This is a genomic window from Citreicoccus inhibens (genome assembly GCF_019039035.1).
Classification (GTDB): Bacteria; Myxococcota; Myxococcia; order Myxococcales; family Myxococcaceae; genus Citreicoccus; species Citreicoccus inhibens.
This window is the reverse complement of the sequence record NZ_JAHNZT010000005.1, coordinates 253692-272672: the sequence shown is the minus strand read 5'-3', so window position 1 is coordinate 272672 and position 18981 is coordinate 253692. Positions and strand designations below refer to the sequence as shown.

Annotated in this window: 13 protein-coding genes and 1 pseudogene; 4 read left to right on the top strand and 10 right to left on the bottom strand. The window is 67.7% G+C overall.

The window, feature by feature from the left end; genetic code table 11:
• Nucleotide 1: 1 nt before the first annotated feature.
• From KRR26_RS09540 to KRR26_RS09530, 3 genes are all read right to left on the bottom strand, one after another.
• Complete coding sequence (locus KRR26_RS09540; RefSeq protein ID WP_217079702.1) at nt 2–1906, bottom strand: 4-alpha-glucanotransferase; 1905 nt, start codon at nt 1904–1906, stop codon at nt 2–4.
• 112 nt (nt 1907–2018) lie between these two features.
• Entirely contained in the window at nt 2019–2255 is a 237-nt protein-coding gene (locus KRR26_RS09535) for a hypothetical protein (RefSeq protein WP_236068438.1), read from the bottom strand.
• Nucleotides 2256–3841: 1586 nt separating this feature from the next.
• Nucleotides 3842–4090 (bottom strand): hypothetical protein, encoded by a 249-nt coding sequence (locus KRR26_RS09530; RefSeq protein ID WP_217079652.1) that lies wholly within the window; start codon nt 4088–4090, stop codon nt 3842–3844.
• 100 nt (nt 4091–4190) lie between these two features.
• On the opposite strand from KRR26_RS09530, the pseudogene KRR26_RS37805 reads away from it, so the two are divergent.
• Nucleotides 4191–4731, top strand: a pseudogene (locus tag KRR26_RS37805) (IS5 family transposase); the annotation flags it as partial.
• 79 nt (nt 4732–4810) lie between these two features.
• Here KRR26_RS37805 and KRR26_RS09520 read toward each other — a convergent pair.
• Nucleotides 4811–5047, bottom strand: a complete 237-nt coding sequence (locus tag KRR26_RS09520; RefSeq protein ID WP_236068437.1) for a class II aldolase/adducin head domain-containing protein — start codon at nt 5045–5047, stop codon at nt 4811–4813.
• A gap of 294 nt (nt 5048–5341) precedes the next feature.
• Between KRR26_RS09520 and KRR26_RS09515 the strand changes: the two genes are divergently transcribed.
• Complete coding sequence (locus KRR26_RS09515) at nt 5342–5848, top strand: type II secretion system protein GspG (RefSeq protein ID WP_217079650.1); 507 nt, start codon at nt 5342–5344, stop codon at nt 5846–5848.
• Nucleotides 5787–6428 (top strand): type II secretion system protein GspG, encoded by a 642-nt coding sequence (locus KRR26_RS37800; protein ID WP_407931711.1) that lies wholly within the window; start codon nt 5787–5789, stop codon nt 6426–6428. Before KRR26_RS09515 ends, KRR26_RS37800 begins: the two co-directional genes overlap by 62 nt.
• Here KRR26_RS37800 and KRR26_RS09505 read toward each other — a convergent pair.
• The 6 genes from KRR26_RS09505 to KRR26_RS09480 form a co-directional block, all read right to left on the bottom strand.
• Nucleotides 6352–9534: an efflux RND transporter permease subunit gene (locus KRR26_RS09505; RefSeq protein ID WP_217079648.1), complete on the bottom strand. Its 3183-nt coding sequence runs from the start codon at nt 9532–9534 to the stop codon at nt 6352–6354. The genes KRR26_RS37800 and KRR26_RS09505 overlap by 77 nt on opposite strands.
• A gap of 31 nt (nt 9535–9565) precedes the next feature.
• The gene (locus KRR26_RS09500) at nt 9566–10729 is read right to left on the bottom strand and encodes an efflux RND transporter periplasmic adaptor subunit (protein ID WP_217079647.1); all 1164 of its coding nucleotides are present in this window, start codon (nt 10727–10729) and stop codon (nt 9566–9568) included.
• Between the two features lie 175 nt (nt 10730–10904).
• Nucleotides 10905–11888 (bottom strand): ADYC domain-containing protein, encoded by a 984-nt coding sequence (locus KRR26_RS09495; RefSeq protein WP_217079646.1) that lies wholly within the window; start codon nt 11886–11888, stop codon nt 10905–10907.
• Between the two features lie 179 nt (nt 11889–12067).
• Nucleotides 12068–15880 (bottom strand): nSTAND1 domain-containing NTPase, encoded by a 3813-nt coding sequence (locus KRR26_RS09490; protein WP_217079645.1) that lies wholly within the window; start codon nt 15878–15880, stop codon nt 12068–12070.
• A gap of 141 nt (nt 15881–16021) precedes the next feature.
• Nucleotides 16022–16486, bottom strand: coding sequence for a response regulator (locus KRR26_RS09485; RefSeq protein ID WP_199723830.1), 465 nt, complete (start codon nt 16484–16486; stop codon nt 16022–16024).
• A gap of 206 nt (nt 16487–16692) precedes the next feature.
• The gene (locus tag KRR26_RS09480; RefSeq protein ID WP_120207632.1) at nt 16693–18333 is read right to left on the bottom strand and encodes a carboxypeptidase-like regulatory domain-containing protein; all 1641 of its coding nucleotides are present in this window, start codon (nt 18331–18333) and stop codon (nt 16693–16695) included.
• Nucleotides 18334–18468: 135 nt separating this feature from the next.
• Here KRR26_RS09480 and KRR26_RS09475 point away from each other — a divergent pair, with 135 nt between their 5' ends.
• Nucleotides 18469–18912 carry an HIT family protein gene (locus tag KRR26_RS09475; protein ID WP_120207630.1) on the top strand — a complete coding sequence of 148 codons (444 nt, stop codon included), beginning with the start codon at nt 18469–18471 and terminating at the stop codon, nt 18910–18912.
• The last annotated feature ends 69 nt before the right edge of the window (nt 18913–18981 follow it).

The window sequence follows — 18981 nt, the reverse complement described above, 5'->3', positions numbered from 1 at the left end:
CCTACTCCCCTGCGTGGGACAACTGGTCCAGTCGGCGCAACAGCGCGGCGTGACGGGTGCGTGACTCCGCGCCACGCGCGCGCAGGGCCAGCGCCAACACACGTGGCAGGTCCAGGGCCGCACCCACGCGGAGACGCTCGCGATAGCGCTGCGCCCAGTCCTCGGGCACGCGCAGGGACCAGTTCCGCGCATCCACGGTGCCCGGCACGTTGTAGGTCTCTTGCATCCCCAAGAGGTCAGCGAAGAAGACCATCACGTTGCGCGCGCGACACGCGAAGAGGTCCGCGAACTTCGCCTGAGCCAACTCGGCGGGGTTCTCCGCGAGCCGTCTCGCGAAGTCCTCACGGCCCTCCGGCTCGGGATGCAGGCGCTGGGACAGGTACGCCGCCTGCGCACGCGAGGCGCCACGCCACTGCCATGTCCCCACCCAGCGCCACAGCGAGGGCGTGTCGTGGTTCCCCACCATCACCCAGTCGTCGGGCGCCGCGTTCTCGCTGCGGTACACGTCGGAGGGGTTGTCGAGGGCTGCCTTCTGCGTCACGCGGAAGCGCCCCAGGCCATGGCGCGCGAGCACGCATCCCAGCTCATAGGGCATCGTGCTGAGCACCTCGCACAAGAGGTCCTCTCGTGCTCGCCCTTGGCGCTGCGCGGTCCGCACCACCGCGTCGAAGAGGACGCTGTAGCGCTCCACCTGCGCGGGCGTGAGCGAGCGCACCCAGCCATCCGCGTGACGGGATTGCGTGCGGTCCAGTTGCTCCGGCCCGACGATGGCGTAGCGAGCCAGCTCGGGATGGTCTGGCAGGTCGGGAGAGGAGAACAGGCGCGCGCCCTGCTGCACCGCGCGCAGGGCATCCGGTTCTCCCGCGCGGTACACCCACGGACACACGAGCCCGTGAGGATGGTCGATGCGCAGGCCGTCGTACTCGCCCAGCATCTTTCCCAGCCGTGCATCCATGAAGCGCAGCACGGGCCCGGGCTGGCGCGCGTCGGCTTCGAAGTAATGCGCGGGATCCATCACCGGATAGTTCCAGGGCTGCCCTTCCGGGTTGGTGCGACTGGGAGGGGCGCCCATCAGGTCCGTGCGCAGGAACAAGCCCCGCCACGCCCACGCGTCCCGAGGCGAGAAGCCAATCTGGAGGTCGCCGTAGAACTTCAGCCCCCAATCCACCGCGCGCTCGCGCAGCTGCGCGTGTTGCGAGTGCACCAGGAACTGGAAGAAGGCGTAGCGGTCCAGGGAGGTCGCGTGCCGAGTCTCCAGTTCGTGCACACGCGCCTCGGCGGCGTCCGCCTCTTCGGGGTGCGGACTGAACAGCCTCGCGTCGAGCGATGGCTCCCAGTGCCGCCAGTCCGCGTCGCCACGCTCGGCGCCGAGCACATCGAAGAGCGAGTCCGGCGTGAGCCATGATGCGTTGTCCCGTTGGAATGACGCGAAAGCCCGCGAGAGTTCGGTGGGTTGTTCTCGTTGAAAGGTGGCCCACGCTTCGTCGAGCGCGGCGGACTGCGCGCGGAACGCGAAGCCGTAACGGACGTCCGGGCGTGAGGTGAACGGGCGCTCGGAGACGAAGCGGGCCAGCGTGTCAGGCGAGAGCAGTCTTCCCCAAGGACCATGCGGGTCGGTGAGCGGCGTGAGCGCGACGTTGAGCACGTTGCGCGAGAACAGCGTGCCGTCGTACGGCGACGCGTTGTACTCGGTGGTCTGCCCTTGGGGCCCGAGCTGGACGCCGGTGAAGCCCAGGTCGCGCGCGAAGGAGAACAGGCGCGCGGCGCCCTCCGAGTACGGCGAACCCCGGCCGAAGTCCTGCCCCGGCAGGCCCGGGAAGCTCGGGTCCTGGATGCTGAGCACCCAGCGCGTGACGCCCAGCGCCGCCAGGGCCTCGGTGACGACCTTGCGATGATCTTTGGGCAGCGGTGTCAGGCTTGCGTCTCCAGGGAGAAGCGACCCTAGAGCCCCGGCGCGCTCACGCCAACCGCTCCGGCGCGCGGACGTTCAGCAGCGACACTGCGCGACCGCGAGCACGTCACGTCGTGAGGGGATGGACGTGCACGACGCGGCCGACGACGTCTCGACGAGGCGCCCAGCCATTGATGCGGCCCACGTTGTTGCCGATGAGCAGTTGCTCCGCCGTGGCCCGCTTCACGAGATGCAGGAGGACCCCACCCCTCCACCGCACCAGCACGATGTCATCGACCTGAACGTCACGCGGGTCCACCGGGCTCAGCGTCACGCGCTGATTGTCCTCGATGCGACCTCGCATGGACCCGCCTCGGGGCCTCACCTCCACGCGCGACCCGCGTGACAACGCCTGCACTGCCTCTGTCGCCCAGCCCAAATTTCGACTCCGTCATTCGAGGGAAAGACGGGCCGACGCCCGGACCGGGAGCGACTGACAGCTGCGCGCGCCGACGAGCCACAAGTGGAGACAACCTTCAAGAAGCGCGGGTCTTCGAACCACGCGAGCGCGGAGAAGCGCGGGAGTGGAGGGCCGCGCAGCGGAGCTCGAGGCGCGAACAACTAGCGGCTGGGGAGGCTTGGGCCACGCTGGGCTGGAAGAGAGGGCGAGATGAGCGCCCTGGAGGAATGCCAAGCCGCTGGACAAATGAAGTCGCTACCTCTGCGCGACAGACACCAACAAGAAGCGCCCGTGTCACGAAAGCGTGCCCCCAGAGGCCCGGGGGCACGAGCTTCGAGCGTGAGTGCCGTCATTGCGGGGAGCGATTCTGGCTCTGTTGAAGGTGCGACAGGGGGCAGACCTACTGCCGCGAAGTGTGCCGCGCCCTGGCGCGCAGAGCGCCACAACTTCCTCTCGCCCAATCAGACCCGGAGAAAGCTGATGCAGTCGAAGCAGACGGCCTGATTACGACCAACCTGGTGTCTCAACAACCCGGTGCGACACACGATCCACTTTCTTTGTAAAGATGGCGGCCACATTATCCATGTGCAATCAGCCCACTGCCGCTCCTTTCGAGTACTTCAAAAACACGGGCGAGTAAGGTCGCTCTCGCTCCGAAGCAAGACTACTTTGGAATTTCAGGAACACTAAAAGTCAGTGGAGCTGGTGCGCCAGGGAAGACTGCTTGCATCCTGACGTAGAATAGCTGCCCCCGAAACAAAACGTCATGGCCAGAACTCTGGAGACGCCAGAGCCATCGATAGACTTCAGCGAACTGCGAACCCGGCAACAGCGCGGTCAACCCACTCTCGACTCCGCTCTGAGATCCATCCGAGAACACGGTCGACGCCGTCCATGAGTCAGGCCAAGCAACGCCGCCATTGGTCGAAAACGTGACGGGCACAAACTCAAGCAAGACAGCATCAGGAATATAGACACGAGCGTCGACCGGAACACATCCAGCCAACCCATCTAGAATCCTTAGAAATGCGGAGGGAGTGCGAGGGCGATCCCCTTTACCTTCCTCCGGCTCCAGTATTCCATTAACCACCATTTGTCGCACCCCCTCATCGCGCAGTCGCCATTGCAGAATGTATTCTGGAGCATCAGTACCCTCAGCAGCAAAAACAAACGAATCAGCCAATCCCGCCCCCTGTTCTCGCACCAAAGAAGACAAGGCTCGACACTGCACAGAAGACATTCCTCCGCGCCAGAACGTTGGCGCCTCGTCCAAATTTCGAGACACCCTCCTCAAAATCCGGCCATCGCCATAAATAGCAATCTTCGGCGACCGATCTAGACAGGGAAATGGACATAGCGACCACAAGACAACCTCAGGCTTCAAGCCAGTATCAACCGTACCCGAAGGAGAGCTAAGTCCTTTGGGGACGCACCCCCCCGACAGCCCAATGAGACAAAAACACACCAAATTTTTGATAAATCCCACGCAATCACCGACCAATATCGCGCCTAGTCGTCCCTGCCAGCACTGCGCCCCTATACGCAGCCAATCGCCGCTGAATTTGCTCACGCGAAGATTGCCAATCCGCCTCCGAAGCAAATCCCTCCGTCTGGAAAACTTTATTTACCTTGCCGTCGGCCAGGCCCGACAAGATATCCGAAATATGATATTCCTCGCATTCAGGGACCGGCATCGAGCGATTCTCAACCATGTCTCGAGTAATTGCAATCTTGGCCATGTCGTTTCGATAAGAGCCTATTTCGGTAGGGAAGAAGGTCGGCCTCCTGCCGGGTTGAAGAGGCAGGAGGACGCGGCCATGGGGTAGTGAAGAAGGACGACGGCTGGCGGGCATTGATTGGCGCTGGCTGGCGTTGGACGGGCCCCAGGGCAAAGCGCCGCTGGGCGGGGGAAGAAACCGGCCTCAATCCCACCGACAGAGCGAAGCGGGGCACCAAGCGCAGTCTGCTGACAGACTCGCGCGGCGTCCCCCTCGGCCTCGAGGTCGCTGGAGCCAACACGAACGACTTCAAGCTGGCGCGCTCCACGCTTGAATCGATTCCCGTCCGACGGCCCCTGCCAAGTCGGGGCAGTTGCCAGACGCTGTGTGGTGACCTGGGGTATGCCTTCAGGTCCGTGCGCGAGCTGGCCCAGGAGTATGGCTTCACGCTCCGGGCCCCCAGACGACACTCCCAGGTGAGGCCCCGGTGCGCACAGCGTCGACGCTCTTCGCCGCGATGGGTCGTCGAGCGAACCCACTCCTGGCTCAACCGCTTCCGACGTCTGCTGGTGCGCTGGGAGAAGCGAGAGGACACCTACGTCGCGATGCTGCACTTTGCGCTGGGCATCATCACTTGGTTCCACGCGCTCCTACCGAAATAGGTTCTTAGAGCCCCGGCGCGCTCACGCCAACCGCTCCGGCGCGCGGACGTTCAGCAGCGATACTGCGACCGCGAGCACGTCACGTCGTGAGGGGATGGATGTGCACGACGCGGCCGACGACGTCTCGACGAGGCGCCCAGCCATTGATGCGGCCCACGTTGTTGCCGATGAGCAGTTGCTCCGCCGTGGCCCGCTTCACGAGATGCAGGAGGACCCCACCCCTCCACCGCACCAGCACGATGTCATCGACCTGAACGTCACGCGGGTCCACCGGGCTCAGCGTCACGCGCTGATTGTCCTCGATGCGACCTCGCATGGACCCGCCTCGGGGCCTCACCTCCACGCGCGACCCGCGTGACAGCGCCTGCACTGCCTCTGTCGCCCAGCCCATGTTTCGACTCCGTCATTCGAGGGAAAGACGGGCCGACGCCCGGACCGGGAGCGACTGACAGCTGCGCGCGCCGACGAGCCACGAGCATCGCGACAGATTGTCCGCGGCCACTGTCGCGCTTGGACAGGAATGCGCTGACGGCGGAGCTGCGCGCGTCGAGTCAAGCGAACCCAAGAGGGAGAAGCGCCGCGGCACACGCCTTGAAGATGGACGCGTGTCATGTCCATTCCGACGCAGGTTCCTCCGAAGCAGTCCTTCGCCCGCATCGCCCGCAACATCTGGCTCACATTGTTGGGGATGTTCGTGTTGCTCCTCATCATCGTCGCGGTCGCCCCTTGCAACCTGGAGCACCCCGAGGACATCGCGAAGCTGGATCTGCACCACATCCGCGCTGCGTTGAAGCTCTATTACAACAAGCAGAGACACTTTCCCTCGACGAAGGAAGGCTTCGCGGCCCTGGTGGCGACCCAGAATCTGGAGAAGATTCCCACGGACCCGTGGGGCCACGAGTACCACTACGTGCTCGATGACGAAGGCCCACGCGTCTGGACGAATGGCGCGGACGGAGCGCCCGGTGGCGACGGACTCAACGCGGAGATCACCATGGCCCGGTTCGACGCCGAGCTGATCTGCGAGATACCGGCGAGCGCCTCCTCTGCCACGAATGGGGCGAGGGACACGGCCCCCACCCACCCCGTGCCTCCCGCCTCACGCCCTCCGCGTTGAACATGCGGCGCAGCCGACTCGGCAGCCACGCACCTCTGTCCGCGAGGATCGCATGAACTTCACCGCTCCCTCTCGCCCACCTTACTCGCCCTGGCGCGTTCTCGTGCTCCTCCTCCGGAATATCCTGGCCGTGTTCGGCGGACTCGTTGTCCTGTGCATACTGCTCAGCAGCACCGGGGTCCTTCCACACTTGGGCGAAATACCCAAAGACGAGCGAGCGATGGAGGACCTGCGTGCCATCCGCACGGCGCTGAAGCGCTATTACAAACAGCAGGGGCACTTCCCCTCTGTCCAGGAAGGGATCCCGGCATTGGTGGCAACACGGCACCTGGACAGGATTCCCACAGACCCGTGGGGCCGTGAGTATGACTACTCACTCGATGATAAGGGTCCACACGTCAGGGCGTATGGCGCGGACGGAGCCCTCGGCGGAGAGGACTCCGACGCGGACATCGAAATGGACCCCATCGAGGCCGAGTTCATCAATTCCTCGCCCGCGAACGTCACTCCTGCCGTGAATGGGGTGCCGGACGCGGCTCCCCTCCCCCGTGCGGCTCCCGCCTCGCGCCCTCTGCATTGAACACTCGGCGCAGTCGATTCAGCAGCCACGCTCGACCGTCGGAGAGAATCTCGTAGACGGTTGGAATCACCAGCAGCGTGAGCAGCGTGGAGGTGATGACGCCGCCAATCACCGCTCGGCCCAGCGGTGCACGGAAGTCGCCGCCCTCGCCGTGCCCCAGCGCCACCGGCACCATGCCCGCGATGAGCGCGAACGTCGTCATGATGATGGGCCGTAGGCGGATGCGCCCTGCTTCGATGAGCGCTTCGCGCAACGGCGTGCCTCGCGCATGCGACCACTTGGCGAAGTCGATGAGCAGGATGGCGTTCTTCGCCACGATGCCCATGAGCAAGATGACTCCAATCAAGCTCATGATGTTCAGCGTGTCGCCCGTCACCAGCAGCGCCAGCACCACGCCAATCAGCGACAGCGGCAGCGACACCAAGATGGCCAGCGGATCCACGAACGAGCCGAACTGGACCACGAGGATGAGATACATCAACAACACCGCCACCCCCAGCGCCAGGAACACCCGACCGAACACCTCGCGCTGATCCGCTGACTCCCCGCCGAGCGACATCACGTAGCCCTTGGGAATCGTCACGCCCTTGAGCTTCACGTCGATGTCTCGCGTCACCTCGGAGAGCGAGCGCCCCTGCACATTCGCCTGGACGTTGATGACCTTCTCTCGGTTCAAGTGATTGATTTGCGCCGGGCCCAGCGTCTGGCGCACCGATGCCACCTGCCCCAGCGGCACCACGATGGGCGCACCATTGGGACCCGCTCCAATGACCAGCGGAAGCTGCGCCAGATCCGAGGGCTGTGTGCGTGACTCAGGCGCCAGTCGCACCATCACATCCCGCGTCTTGCCCGAAGGGTCCACCCAGTCTCCCGAGTCGAGCCCCGCGAAGGCCGGTTGCAGCGACTGCGCCACCTGCCCCACTGTCACGTTGAGCTGTCCTGCGAGTCCTCGGTTCAGCTCCACCTCCAGCTCGGGCTTCTGGCCTCGCGTGGACAGGCCCACGTCCACCGCGCCAGGAACCTGCCGGACCGCCGCCATCACCTTCTCCGCCAATGCGTTGAGGGGCTGCGTCTCCGGGCCGCGCAGCTCCAACTGGATGGACTTCAGCGCGCCTCCAAAGCCACTGGTGAAGACAGAGGCCGTGGCCCCACCCACTTCGAGCAACTCGCCTCGGAAGACGCGGCCCAGCGCATCCTGGTTCTCCTTGCGCTCGGTCCTGGGCTTCAGGCGCACGTACACCAGCGCCTGGTCCACGCCGGGCGCGCGCAGCGGCAGCGGCGTCCCGATGGTCGAGTATGTGTAAGCCACTTCGGAGTGCGCGCGAATGCGGCGCGACACCTCCTCCACCTTGCGCCGCGTGTACTCCAGACTGGAGCCCGGCGGCGTCTCCACCAGCACCTCCAGCTCGCCGCGGTCGCTCACGGGGACGAAGCCCGCGCCACCAATCGTCGCCTGGAGCATCACCGCCCCCACGAGCGAACCCACCGCGAGCAGCACCATCACCAACCGATGGTCCAGCGCCCACGCAATCACGCCCTTGTAGCGATCCGCCTGCCGGTCGAACCAATGATTGAAGTACGTCAGCCCTCGGGAGATGAACCCTCGGCGCGCACCGGACTCCGTCTGGGGATCGGCCCAGTACGCGCTGAGCATCGGGTCCAGCGAGAAGCTGACGAACAGGGACACCAGCACCGAGCACGCGATGGTCAGCGCGAACGGCTTGAACCACTGCCCCGCCACGCCGGACATGAAGGCCACCGGGATGAACACCGCCACGATGGAGAACGTGGTGGCCGCCACCGCGAGCCCGATTTCATGCGTGCCCTCGCGCGAGGCGGTGAAGTGGTCCTTCCCCATCTCGATGTGGCGCACGATGTTCTCGCGCACCACGATGGCATCGTCGATGAGGATGCCAATGGCCAACGTCAACCCGAGCAGGGACATCGTGTTGAGCGTGAAGCCAAACACCCAGACGCTGATGAAGGACGCCAGCGCGCTCACGGGCAAAGCCAGTCCCGTGATGACCGTGGAGCGCCACGAGTTGAGGAAGAGGAACACCACCAGCACCGTCAACAGCGCGCCCTCCACCAGCGCCTGCTGCACGTTCACCACCGCGGCGCGCACCCGCTTACCCGCGTCTCGCACCACCTCCAGCCGCGCCTGCTCGGGTAGGCGCTGCTGAAGCACGCGCACGCGCTCGCGCACGGCATCAGCCACCTCCGTGGTGCTGTATCCCTTGGACTTCAGCACGTCGATGCCCACCGCCTTGCCCCCGTTGAAGAGGGCCTCGGTGCGCGGCTCCTCGGTGCCGGCGAAGACATCCGCTACTTCTCCCAGGCGCACCGTGCGTCCGCCTCGCTCGGCCACCGCCACGCGCGCGAAGTCCTCCGGCGTCTCCAGGCGGCCTCGCAGGCGGATGGTGCGCTCCTCCAGCTCCGTGTTGAGCCGCCCCACCGGCGCGGCGAGGTTCTGGGCCTGCAGCGCCGCGACGATCTGCGCGACGGACAGGCCCGCGGCCTGGAGGGCGGCGGGACGGACCTGCACCGTCAGCTCGCGGTCCAGGCCCCCCACCACCGTCACCTGCGCCACGCCCGCGACCGACCGCAGCTCGCTCACCACCAGCGGATCCGCCAGTCGTGACAGCGAGGGCACGTCGAGCGAAGGCGACGTGAGGACCAGCGACATGATGGGCTGCTGAGACGGATCAAACCGCGTGAGGATGGGCTCCTTCATCTCTTGCGGCAGGTCCGCTCGCTTGCTGGAGATGGCGTCGCGGATGTCCTGAGAGGCCTGCTGCACGTCCTTCGAGAAATCGAAGAAGACCGTGAAGTTGGCCAGGCCATCCGTCGCGCTGGAGGTCGTCTTCTTCGCGTCCACGCCGCTGATGCTGAAGATGGCGTCCTCGATGGGCTCGACAATCTCTCGCTCCACCGTGTCGGGCGAGGCCCCCAGGTAGACGATGGACACGGCGATGACCGGCTGCTGGATGTCGGGGAACTCGTCCGTCTCCAGGTTGAGGAGCGCGACGATTCCGAAGACGACCAACGCCACCATCGCGGTGATGGTGACGATGGGACGCTTGATGGCGAAGTCCGAGATGAACACCGAGCGACTCCCGTGAGGATGAAGGCCCGCGCTACGGGGCGCGCTCCGGAACCGAGTCACGCCCCGCGCCGCCCACGCCCTGGTTCGGAGCGCGAGGCGCTGGGGAGGCGGTCACCTTCACGGGCGTCCCCTCGGTCAGCTCGCGCGCGGAGCCGAGCAACACGAGGTCTCCGTCCTGGAGGCCAGAGCGAACCTCCACGGCCTGCGCCACCTCGTCACGCAAGCCCAGTGTCACGGGAGCCCGCGCCACCTTGCCATCGTGGATGCGCAGCACGGAGGGTGGGTCGCTCCGCGGATCCAACGCGTCCAGAGGCACGGCCAATCCCTGGCTCGCGGTGGAGGCCACGCGGCCCTGCGCGAAGAGCCCCGAGAGCAGCGCCCGCGAGTCATTGGGGACGTCCACATAGATGCGCACCTGCCCCGTCGTCGGATCGACCGCGGGGTTGATGTGCTCCACCTGCCCGCGGAACGTCCGCTCGCCGTAGCCGGTGACATGGAACTCCACGGGCGTGCCAGCCTTCACCTGCGCGAGCTGCACGGCGGGCACCGCGGCCTCCAACCGAAGCGAGCGCGGATCCACCACCGTGAAGAGGGGCGAGCCCACCTGAACGATGTCGCCTGTATGCACCGCGCGCTCACTGACCACGCCATCGAACGGCGCGACGACGCGCGTGCGGGTGAGCTGCTCTTCCGCCAGCTTCAGGCGCGAGCGTGCATCCGCCAACTGTCCTTCCGCTTGCGTCCGAGCGAGCTGAGCACGCTCGAAGTCGCGTTGGGTGATGACCCCCGCCTTCGCCAGCCGCGAGTTGCGCGCCTCATCCGACTGGGCCACGCGGAGCGCGTTGTCCGCCACGCGCAGCGAGGAGCGGGCCGCGAGCACCTGGGCCCGCAGCGTCCCTTCGTCGATGCGCGCGAGGGGCTCGTCCTTGTGCACCGGCTGGCCGGGCTCCGCCTTCACGTTCAAGACGCGGCCACCGACCTCCGCGCGCATGTTGGCGGCCCTCGGCGCCTGGAGCGTGCCGGAGAGGACCGGCCCGCTGCGCAGCTCGGCCGGCTTCACTTGCACCACGTTCTCCGGCCCCAGCGTCACCGAGGCCGGAGTGGCTGGCTCCATTTCGTTGGAGCGCGCGCGACAGCCCGACGCCAGCATCGCGAGCACCGACAGCCCACCACTCCATGCCCACCGCCCACCCATGGCGTGTCTCCTCGCGCTCCCAGCCACCGCTGCTCCACCTGGAGGTGCCACCGGCGGGTTAATCACCGAGTCCCGACGCGCCCACCGAGGGGCCCGCGCGCGCTCCGCCACCGAACGAAGCGCGCGCCCAGGCCGTCCAAGGGCGGACATCACCGAGCCCGTCCCCGGCCTCCCATCACGGCGCGACGGGAGGAATGGCGCCCAACGGCGACTCACTCATCAGGAGCGTGCCGGCTTGGAAATGGGCCGACGCGCCGCAGTCCGGACGATTCAGCCGTCCCGGGCAGCTCACCTCCGTGTGCGCGCGTGTCACGGCGGTGAAGCAGCGCGAGCCACTCACGTCCCACTCCGCCTCGGGGACCCACGGCTCGGTGTCCTGCTGCACGCCGATGGCGTCGTAGACATTCACCCACTGCCCATCTTGCGTGTGGGATTCCCCATCGCCACAGAAGTCCGCGCGCACCATGCGCGTGCAGGCCTGGTGGTACGCCGCCAGACTCCGACCGTCCGGCCGCAGCGCCCACGGCTTGTAACCAAAGTGGATGCACTTCGCGATCGCCGCGCCCTCGCATGCGAAGGTGAAGGCGGACGGATCATCCAGCTTCGCCCCCCCCGCGCCGGGCACCCCCTGGCGGTAGTCCCAGCGCCCCGCCGCGGGGATGGCGCGCAGCGGCTCGTCGTTCGGGCCCCGGCAGATGGAGCGCCACTGCCCATCCTTGTCGAGGAAGGACACGGCATAGGACCACACGTCGTGCTCGGCTCCAGCGCCCTGGTCGGCGTCATCCACGCGCAGCTCCACCGCGCCCCCCTCCCCCAGACGCCCCTTGAAGCGCACCCCCACGAAGTCCGCGCCCGACAACACGTGCGTGCCGATGTTCCCCACGAAGGAGGAGCCCACCAACCGCACCGAGTCGAGCGGGCGCAGCGTGGGTCCCTGCCGCGCATTCGCATAGTCCACGGCGATGAGCATGCCGCTCAAGTCCGAGCCGTTGAGGTTGCGCCCATTGAGGTTGCGGCCGTTGAGGTTGCGCCCATTGGGTGTCGACAGCTCCGCCCCCTGCGAGGACGCCGCCAGGGGCACGGGTGGCCCCCACTCGCTTCCGCAGCCCCACAGCACTCCGGCAACCACCACCACCCCCAGCACCTTGCTCGCGCTCACGGTACACCTCCCGACGCCACTCCTCCGTCTTGCGTCCTGCGACCTCCAAGGTTTGCAGCCGGGGTCCGTGGAGCAAGGTGCGAGCAATCCCCGGTACGGTTGCGATGTCGGTCACGCGTCAATCGTCTGGCACGGCCGGACAGCCCGGCGCGCCGAGAGACCTGCGCGGGGAGCGCGACTCAGGGATTGGACGGCGGTGGATCCGCGCAGACGCGCAGCCCCAACGCCACGTCGCGCAGCGACGGCTCGGGCAGCTCGCGGTTGCTGGAGCGCGCCGAGGTCGATGCGAATGAGAAGCTTCCACCTCGCGCCACGGGACGCCCGGGCTCCAACCACGAGCGGGTCCATTCCCAGACGTTGCCCGCCATGTCATCCGCGCCGAATGGGCTGCGCGACGCCGCGTGGCTGCCCACTTCGTCCGGACCGAAGCCCCCGGGCTCCTTGCCGTACGTCGTGTCGACGTTCGCCTCGTCGGGCTCCAGTCGGTCTCCGTGCGGGAACTCGCGCCCGTCCACACCGCGCGCGGCACGCTCCCACTCCAGCTCCGTGCACAGCCGCGCCCCCGGCACGCGCCCCGTGGACGCGAGCCAGGATGCATATGCCTGCGCATCCGCGAAGGTGATGCCGCTCACCGGGAAGCGCCGCCAGTCCTGTTCGGCGCGGCGCTCCCGCTTCGCGTAGCGCAGCGGCTCACCGATGCGCGCGGTGTACGGCGTGTCCCCGGGCTGGAAGCGCAGGCGCCATGTCCCTCGCTCGGGCTCCAGCGCGAGCAGCCCGACGTAGCCACCGCTGCCCACGTGCGGACGGCGCCGCGCGCGCTCGGAGGCAGGCAGGGCCTCCAGGTACTCCAGCCACTCCGCGAAGGTGGTCTCGTTTCGCGCCACGAGGAAGCCCGGGACCTCCACGCGATGCTGGGGCACGGTGTTGAAGAACTCACGCACGCTCGCCTCGGCGGCGCTGCCGAAGCGCACGTCTCCGGGCGGGACATACGTGAAACCGTGAGGCAGCGTGCCCGCGCGCAGCATGGGCACCACGAGTCGCCGCGACTCTCCGCGCTGCAACAACACGGGCTGCACCGCGTCCTCATGGCCCGGTGCGCGGGCGGTGAGCTGATAGCTCCCCGGTGGCACGGGGACATCGCGCCACGGGCCCACGCCCACGCTCATCGGCGGCCCGAGCACCTCGCGGCCCTGGGCATCGCGCGACACAGGGCGCAGCTCCACGGTGGCGTTCGGAGCCAGCCCCTCCAACGCGAAGCGCGCGGGCGCGGTCCACCGGCGCCACCGCTCCCCGCTCGTGTCATACAGGCGCAGGCGCTGGAGCAGCGCGGGCAGGCCGCCCGTCTCACCTTCGACCTCGGCCCACAGCGCTCGCTCCAAGAGGAAGTCCGCCAGCGCCGCGCGCACATCCGCGCGAGAAGGCGCCAGCGCCAGTGCGCGCTCCAATCGGTCCGCCACCGCGTCGAAGCGACGATGCAGCCGCGAGGCTCGCGCCGAAGCCCGTGCCCAGGCCTGATCCGCCTCGGCCTTCTTGCCCGTGTCGTAGAGCTGGAAGGCGTCGGCACGCTCGGCCTCCAGGGCCTCATGCTCGATGCGGACCTCTTCGTCGGACCGCGTCGCTTCGATGAGCTCATGGCGCACGCGTGCGTCCAGCCGCCAACGCTCGCGAAGCTGGAGCCCACCATAGAGGAGCGCGAGGGAGAGCAGGAAACCCACCGCGAGCACCTGCCGCACCCGCCGACTGCGCACCATGGTGCGCCGCGACTCCTCCAGGAAGTCCCGCTCCCGCCGCGTCAGCTCACTGCTGTCCAACACCGCCGCTTCAGCGAGTTGACGCGGGCCCCACAGCGACTCACGCGCGAGGCACAGCCGCTCCCACTGCGCAGCGGCGGCCTCCAACCGAGCCTGCACCTCGCGGCGCTCGCCCGCATCCGCCAGCCATCGCGCGAGGGTTCTCCAGCCTGTGAGCAGCGCCTCGTGCGCCACCTCGTAGGCCGTGCCCTCTTCCGCCTCACGCGCCACCAACAGTCGAGCCTGGACCAACGCCTCCAGCGCGGCGCGGTAGCGCGGATCATTCCCCACCAACTCCCGGTCCGTCTTGCGCGCGCGCGTCCCATCCGCCGTCACCAGCCGAAGCAGGACCCCTCGCGCGGCCGCGCGACGCTCGGGGAGCAAGAGCGCCACCGCCTCGTCCGCGTGGCGTGCCAGCGCCCCAGCCACGCCCCCCATCGAGTCCAGCGCGGCCTGGGTCATGACACCGGCCGCGCCATCGCGCGCATCCCACAGCTCCGCGAGCGCGAACTGGAGCAGCGGCAATCCACCATCCGCGGCCGAGGAGGCCACCAGCGCACCGACCATCGCTTCCGATTCGAAGCGCACGCCCTTCACGCGCGCCGGCCCGACGATGGCCTCGCGCGTCTCCTCGGCAGACAGGGCGCGCAGGAGGTACAGCGCGCGCGGCACGTCCGAGCCCAGGCCCGGCACCGACGTCAGCCGCGTGAGAAAATCGCTGCGCCCCGTGGCGAGCACCCGCAGTCCACTCGGCCCCTCCACCAGCGAGCCCAGTGCCGAGCCCGCGAGCTGCGCCTCCTCGGGCGACGCGAGGGTGATCAACTCCTCCAGTTGATCCACATAGAGCACCAGACCCTCGGCGGCGCCGAGCCGCACGCGCAGCCAGCGCACCAGCGAGCTTGGGTCGATGCGCATGGCCTCGGCCAACGCCTCGTCCTGCAACTGGAGCAGGGGCGCCACTGCCGCGGCGAGCGCCGCCACGGGCCTACGGCCGGGCACGAGCCGCGCGGCATGCCACCGCCGTCCATCTTCCAGTGCGCCATCCGCCACGGCGGGGAGGATTCCCGCGAGGCACAGCGAGGACTTGCCCACGCCCGAGTCGCCGGTGATGAGCAGGAACGTCTCGGCCTTCAGCCTTTCCAGCACCGCGCGCTGCTCTCGGCGGCGCCCGAAGAACAGGGCCCGGTGCTCGGCCTCGAACGCCTGGAGCCCACGATAGGGATTGCCCTCGGGCACCTCCACGGCCGCGTCCTCGCGGGACAGCAGTTCGAGCGCGTCGAGCAATTGCGTGGCGGAAGCGAAGCGCTCGGCGGGGTTGCGGCGCAGACACCGGTCGACCGCGGCGGCGAACGATGCGTCCACGCTCGGAGCCACCTCGGCCAGGGGGCGCACTTCGCGGGAGCGCACGACCTCGGACAGCTCACGCCAGGGCACGTCACGAAAGGGCCCCACGCCCGCGCACAGCTCATACAGCACGATGCCCAATGAGTAGACATCACTGCGCGCTGTCAGCTCGTCACCAGCCCATGCCTCCGGCGACATGTAATAGGGCGTGCCCACCAGCGCGCCGCGCGGCAATGAGGGCAGGAACAGCCCCCCCAGCGAACGTGCTCCCAGCATCGCGCCCGGCTCACTGGCCAGGTCCAGCGGCAGGGCTTGTGCGCCCAACCCCGCGGGCCGCTTCGGCTCATCCGGCACCGCCGCATGGTCCAGCAACTTGGCGAGCCCGAAGTCGAGCAGCTTCACCTCACCGCCCTCGGTGAGCACCGCGTTACCGGGCTTGATGTCGCGGTGGAGCACGCCTCGGTGATGCGCGGCCCCGAGCCCTCGCGCGAGGTCCCGTCCCATGGCCAGCGCGCGCTCCCACGGAACGGGCCGAGCGAGCTGATCCAAGCTGACACCTCGGATGAACTCGGACACAAGGTAGGGCTGATTCTCCAGCTGCCCCACGCGATACAGCGTCACCACGTTGGGGTGCTGGATGCGCGCCGCGGCGCGAGCCTCCACGAGAAACCGAGACAGCGCGTTGGTGCCCAGCGCGGGGATGAACTTCACCGCGACCGGGCGTTCGAGCAGCGTGTCTTGGGCCAGGTACACCCGACCGGTCCGCCCTCGACCAATGGGCCGCACCAGACGGTACTCATCGAACTCCTTGGGAGGAGTCCACGTGTCGGACGAGGAGCTGGCGGCGGGTGGGCCCACACGGGGTGGCCTATACATCTGCGCCACGAGGAGCAACCCGACCACGGGAGGAAGCGAGGCGCGTGAGGACTCACGAGCCAGCGGTGTCGGCTGGCCGGCAGTCGCGGTGTTCCGAGGCTCACTCCGCGCTTCGCTCCGGAGTCACTCGGGAGTGAAGCGCCCCTTGCCCTTGCTGGGCTTGAGCATGTCTCGAATCTTGTTCTCCAGGTCCTGCGGCAGGCAGGGCTTGGCCACGAACTCGTCCGCGCCCGCCCCCAGCGCGTTCTCCGCGTTGCCCGCCAGCACGTGACCCGTGAGCGCCATCACCGGGATGTCTCGCGTGCGCGCGTCCTGCTTGATGCGCCGCGTGGCCTCCCAGCCATCCATCACCGGCAGCGACAGGTCCATCAGGATGATGTCCGGCTCGCCCTCCTGCGCCTTCTCCACCGCCTCCACCCCGTTGCGAGCGGTGTCGACCTCGAAGCCCACGAACTCGAGGTACTCCGCATACATCTCGCGGGCGTCGTCGAAGTCATCCACCACGAGGATTCGCTTTCGCGCGCTCGCCTCGGAGGAAGCATCCTCACCCAGGGGAACTCCCGGAGCGGTCATGGCCGTGTTCTTCATGGAGCGAGGGCCTCGCATGTAGGGAAAAGGCGGCGCTGAATCTATTCACGCGCCGCCCAACGTGCCCACGCTCCGCGCTCCTGTGTGAGAGGCACGGCGGAGTCATCGCGTGTTCGGAATCCAACGACAGAGGCCGTGAAAGACAGCGCCCCCGTGGAGACATCTCCACGAGGGCGCCGGACTTCAGGATGCGTCGCGAGCCAGAACTACGGGGCCGGCGTCGGGATGGGCAGCGCGGTCAGCGTGGCGAACGTGAGGTCCGTCTGCTGCTGGATGCCCCACGCCGTCGTGTACACAGACGACTGCGGCGCCACGCGCTTGAACTTGATGGTGGCCGTGGGGAAGAGCAGCGACGGGTTCAGCTGCTTGCCACCGTAGGTAAAGTAGAACCGGGTGGTATAGCCCGTGTTGAGCAGCGGGAAGACCGGGGTCTCCGCGGGGGTCTTGGTCCGGATGGGGCCGACCGGGTCAGCAGGGAGCAGGGGGAAACCCGAGAACGGGACGCCCCCCTCGTAACCCAGCTCTCCAATCGCATCGCCAATCTTGTTGCTGCCGTTGAAGTCCGCGTTGAAGAAGACCTCGGACGGAGCAGTGCCGTAATCGAACGCGAGCACCTGGTTGAAGTTGACGTAGATGTTCTCGTTCGGGTCCAACAGCCCGTTGATGCCGCCCGCGGACTCCTCGTAGTTCGCACTGACGACGGCGACATTGTTCGGCGGCGTGGAGACGTCACCCGCGTAGAAGGCGTGCGTCTGGGTCACGGAGTTGGCGCCCGAGAGCGAAGCCGCGCGGAGATAGAGATTGTACTCCTGGCCCACGCTGATGTTCTGCGCCGGGGTCACGGTGAGCACCGTGTTGCCCATGGACAGGGCCTTGTTCACCGACAGCAGCTCGCGGCCGTACTCGTCCGTCATCTGCACGACGAGCGAGGCGGGCTGGATCGGCTGGTTGAAGGAGAAGTAGAGCGCCTCGCCCGGCTTCAGCATGTTGAACTGGGGCTTGAACGAGCCGCCCGAGAACGAACGGAGCGAGGAGTAGCTGATCGACAGACCCATGTTCGGGTCGTAGGCGTACGGCAGCTCCAGCGGGTGCACGTAGGCATAGGAACCCGTCGCGATGTCCGCGCCCGAGAAGTTCCGCACGATGCCGCCCGTGTCGATCACTCCGTCGCCGTTGGTGTCCGTGGCGTTGACGACCAGCCGATAGGAGCTGCCCAGGCGATCCATCTCATTGGGGGACGGAACCTTGTCGAAGGTGACAATGCCCTCCGCGCTGGACTCGGCCTCGACCACGACGCTGCTGCTGGCGTTGCTGCCGCTGCTGGAGACGATGCGGCCCGCCGTGTCGATGGACAGGGTGGCCTTCGCCTGCGCCGCCGGGCGACCGTTCGGACCGATGAGGCCGAACTTCACCGTGCTGTCCGACGAGCCGAGGATGACGGCGCCGATGTTCGCGTTGCCGTTGTTGAGCGGGACGTTGCCGGCCGTCGAGGGAACCGTCGCGGCCGTGCGCAGGGGCGCGTAGCCATTGCGCGTGAACGTCAGCAGCACCTGGGCGCCGCCCGGCACGTCCGGGAACACGAAGTTGCCCGTGGAGTCCGTCGCCGCCGTCTTCGGCTGAGCCGAGCTGCCAATCGTCATCGACACCGTCACGCCATCCAGCGGCGAGTAGCGGCTGTCGAGCACCTGCCCGGACACGGTGCCCTTCGGCGTGGCCGGCACCACCACCGAGACGTTGTTCGGGTCACGAATGCCATCGGCAATTCCATCACCGTTCGCGTCCGTCGGATCCTTGCCACACCCGATCGCCAGCAGCGGCACCACGGCCATCACCAGATGCTTCTTCATCGTCCCCACCTTGTTTGCTTGAATTTTCACACCCGGGCTTCCCCCAAGGGCGCAATGGCCGACACTCTCCGACCTGGGCCCGCCGCGTCAAGACGGCCACCCGAGCACCCATCATGGGTGGTAGCATGTCGCCTCATGTCGGACGTCAATTCACCGTGTCTGGGCTGCGCCATCGTCAGCGGTACCACGCGCCCCGTGGGCGGAGTCCTCGCGCGCGCGTCGGGCTGGGTCCTCCATGGCGTGGCGGGGCCCAGTCCCGTCCCCGGCTGGGTCGTCCTCTCCAGTGAGCGCCATGTGCGTGGCTGGTACGACTTGGAGGACGACGTCGCGCGCGAGCTGGGGCCACTCACCGCGAAGGTGATGCGCGCTCAGCGCGCGGTGCTCGGCGCGGAGCACGTCTATGCCTTCGCCATCGGTGATGTGCTGCGGCACTTCCACCTGCACCTCGTCCCGCGCTACGCGGACACGCCCCAGCGGCTGTGGGGGCGCGCCGCCTTCGATGCGCTCCCGGGCGATCACCGCGCCGCGGAGGAGCTCGAGGCCGCCGCCCGCTCACTGGCCGCCGCGCTCGCGGGCTGAAGCTCCCATCCTTCGCTGACAGTGCGGCCCCGTCCACGCCTCGGTCGCGGGCCGCCTCTCCTCTTGAAT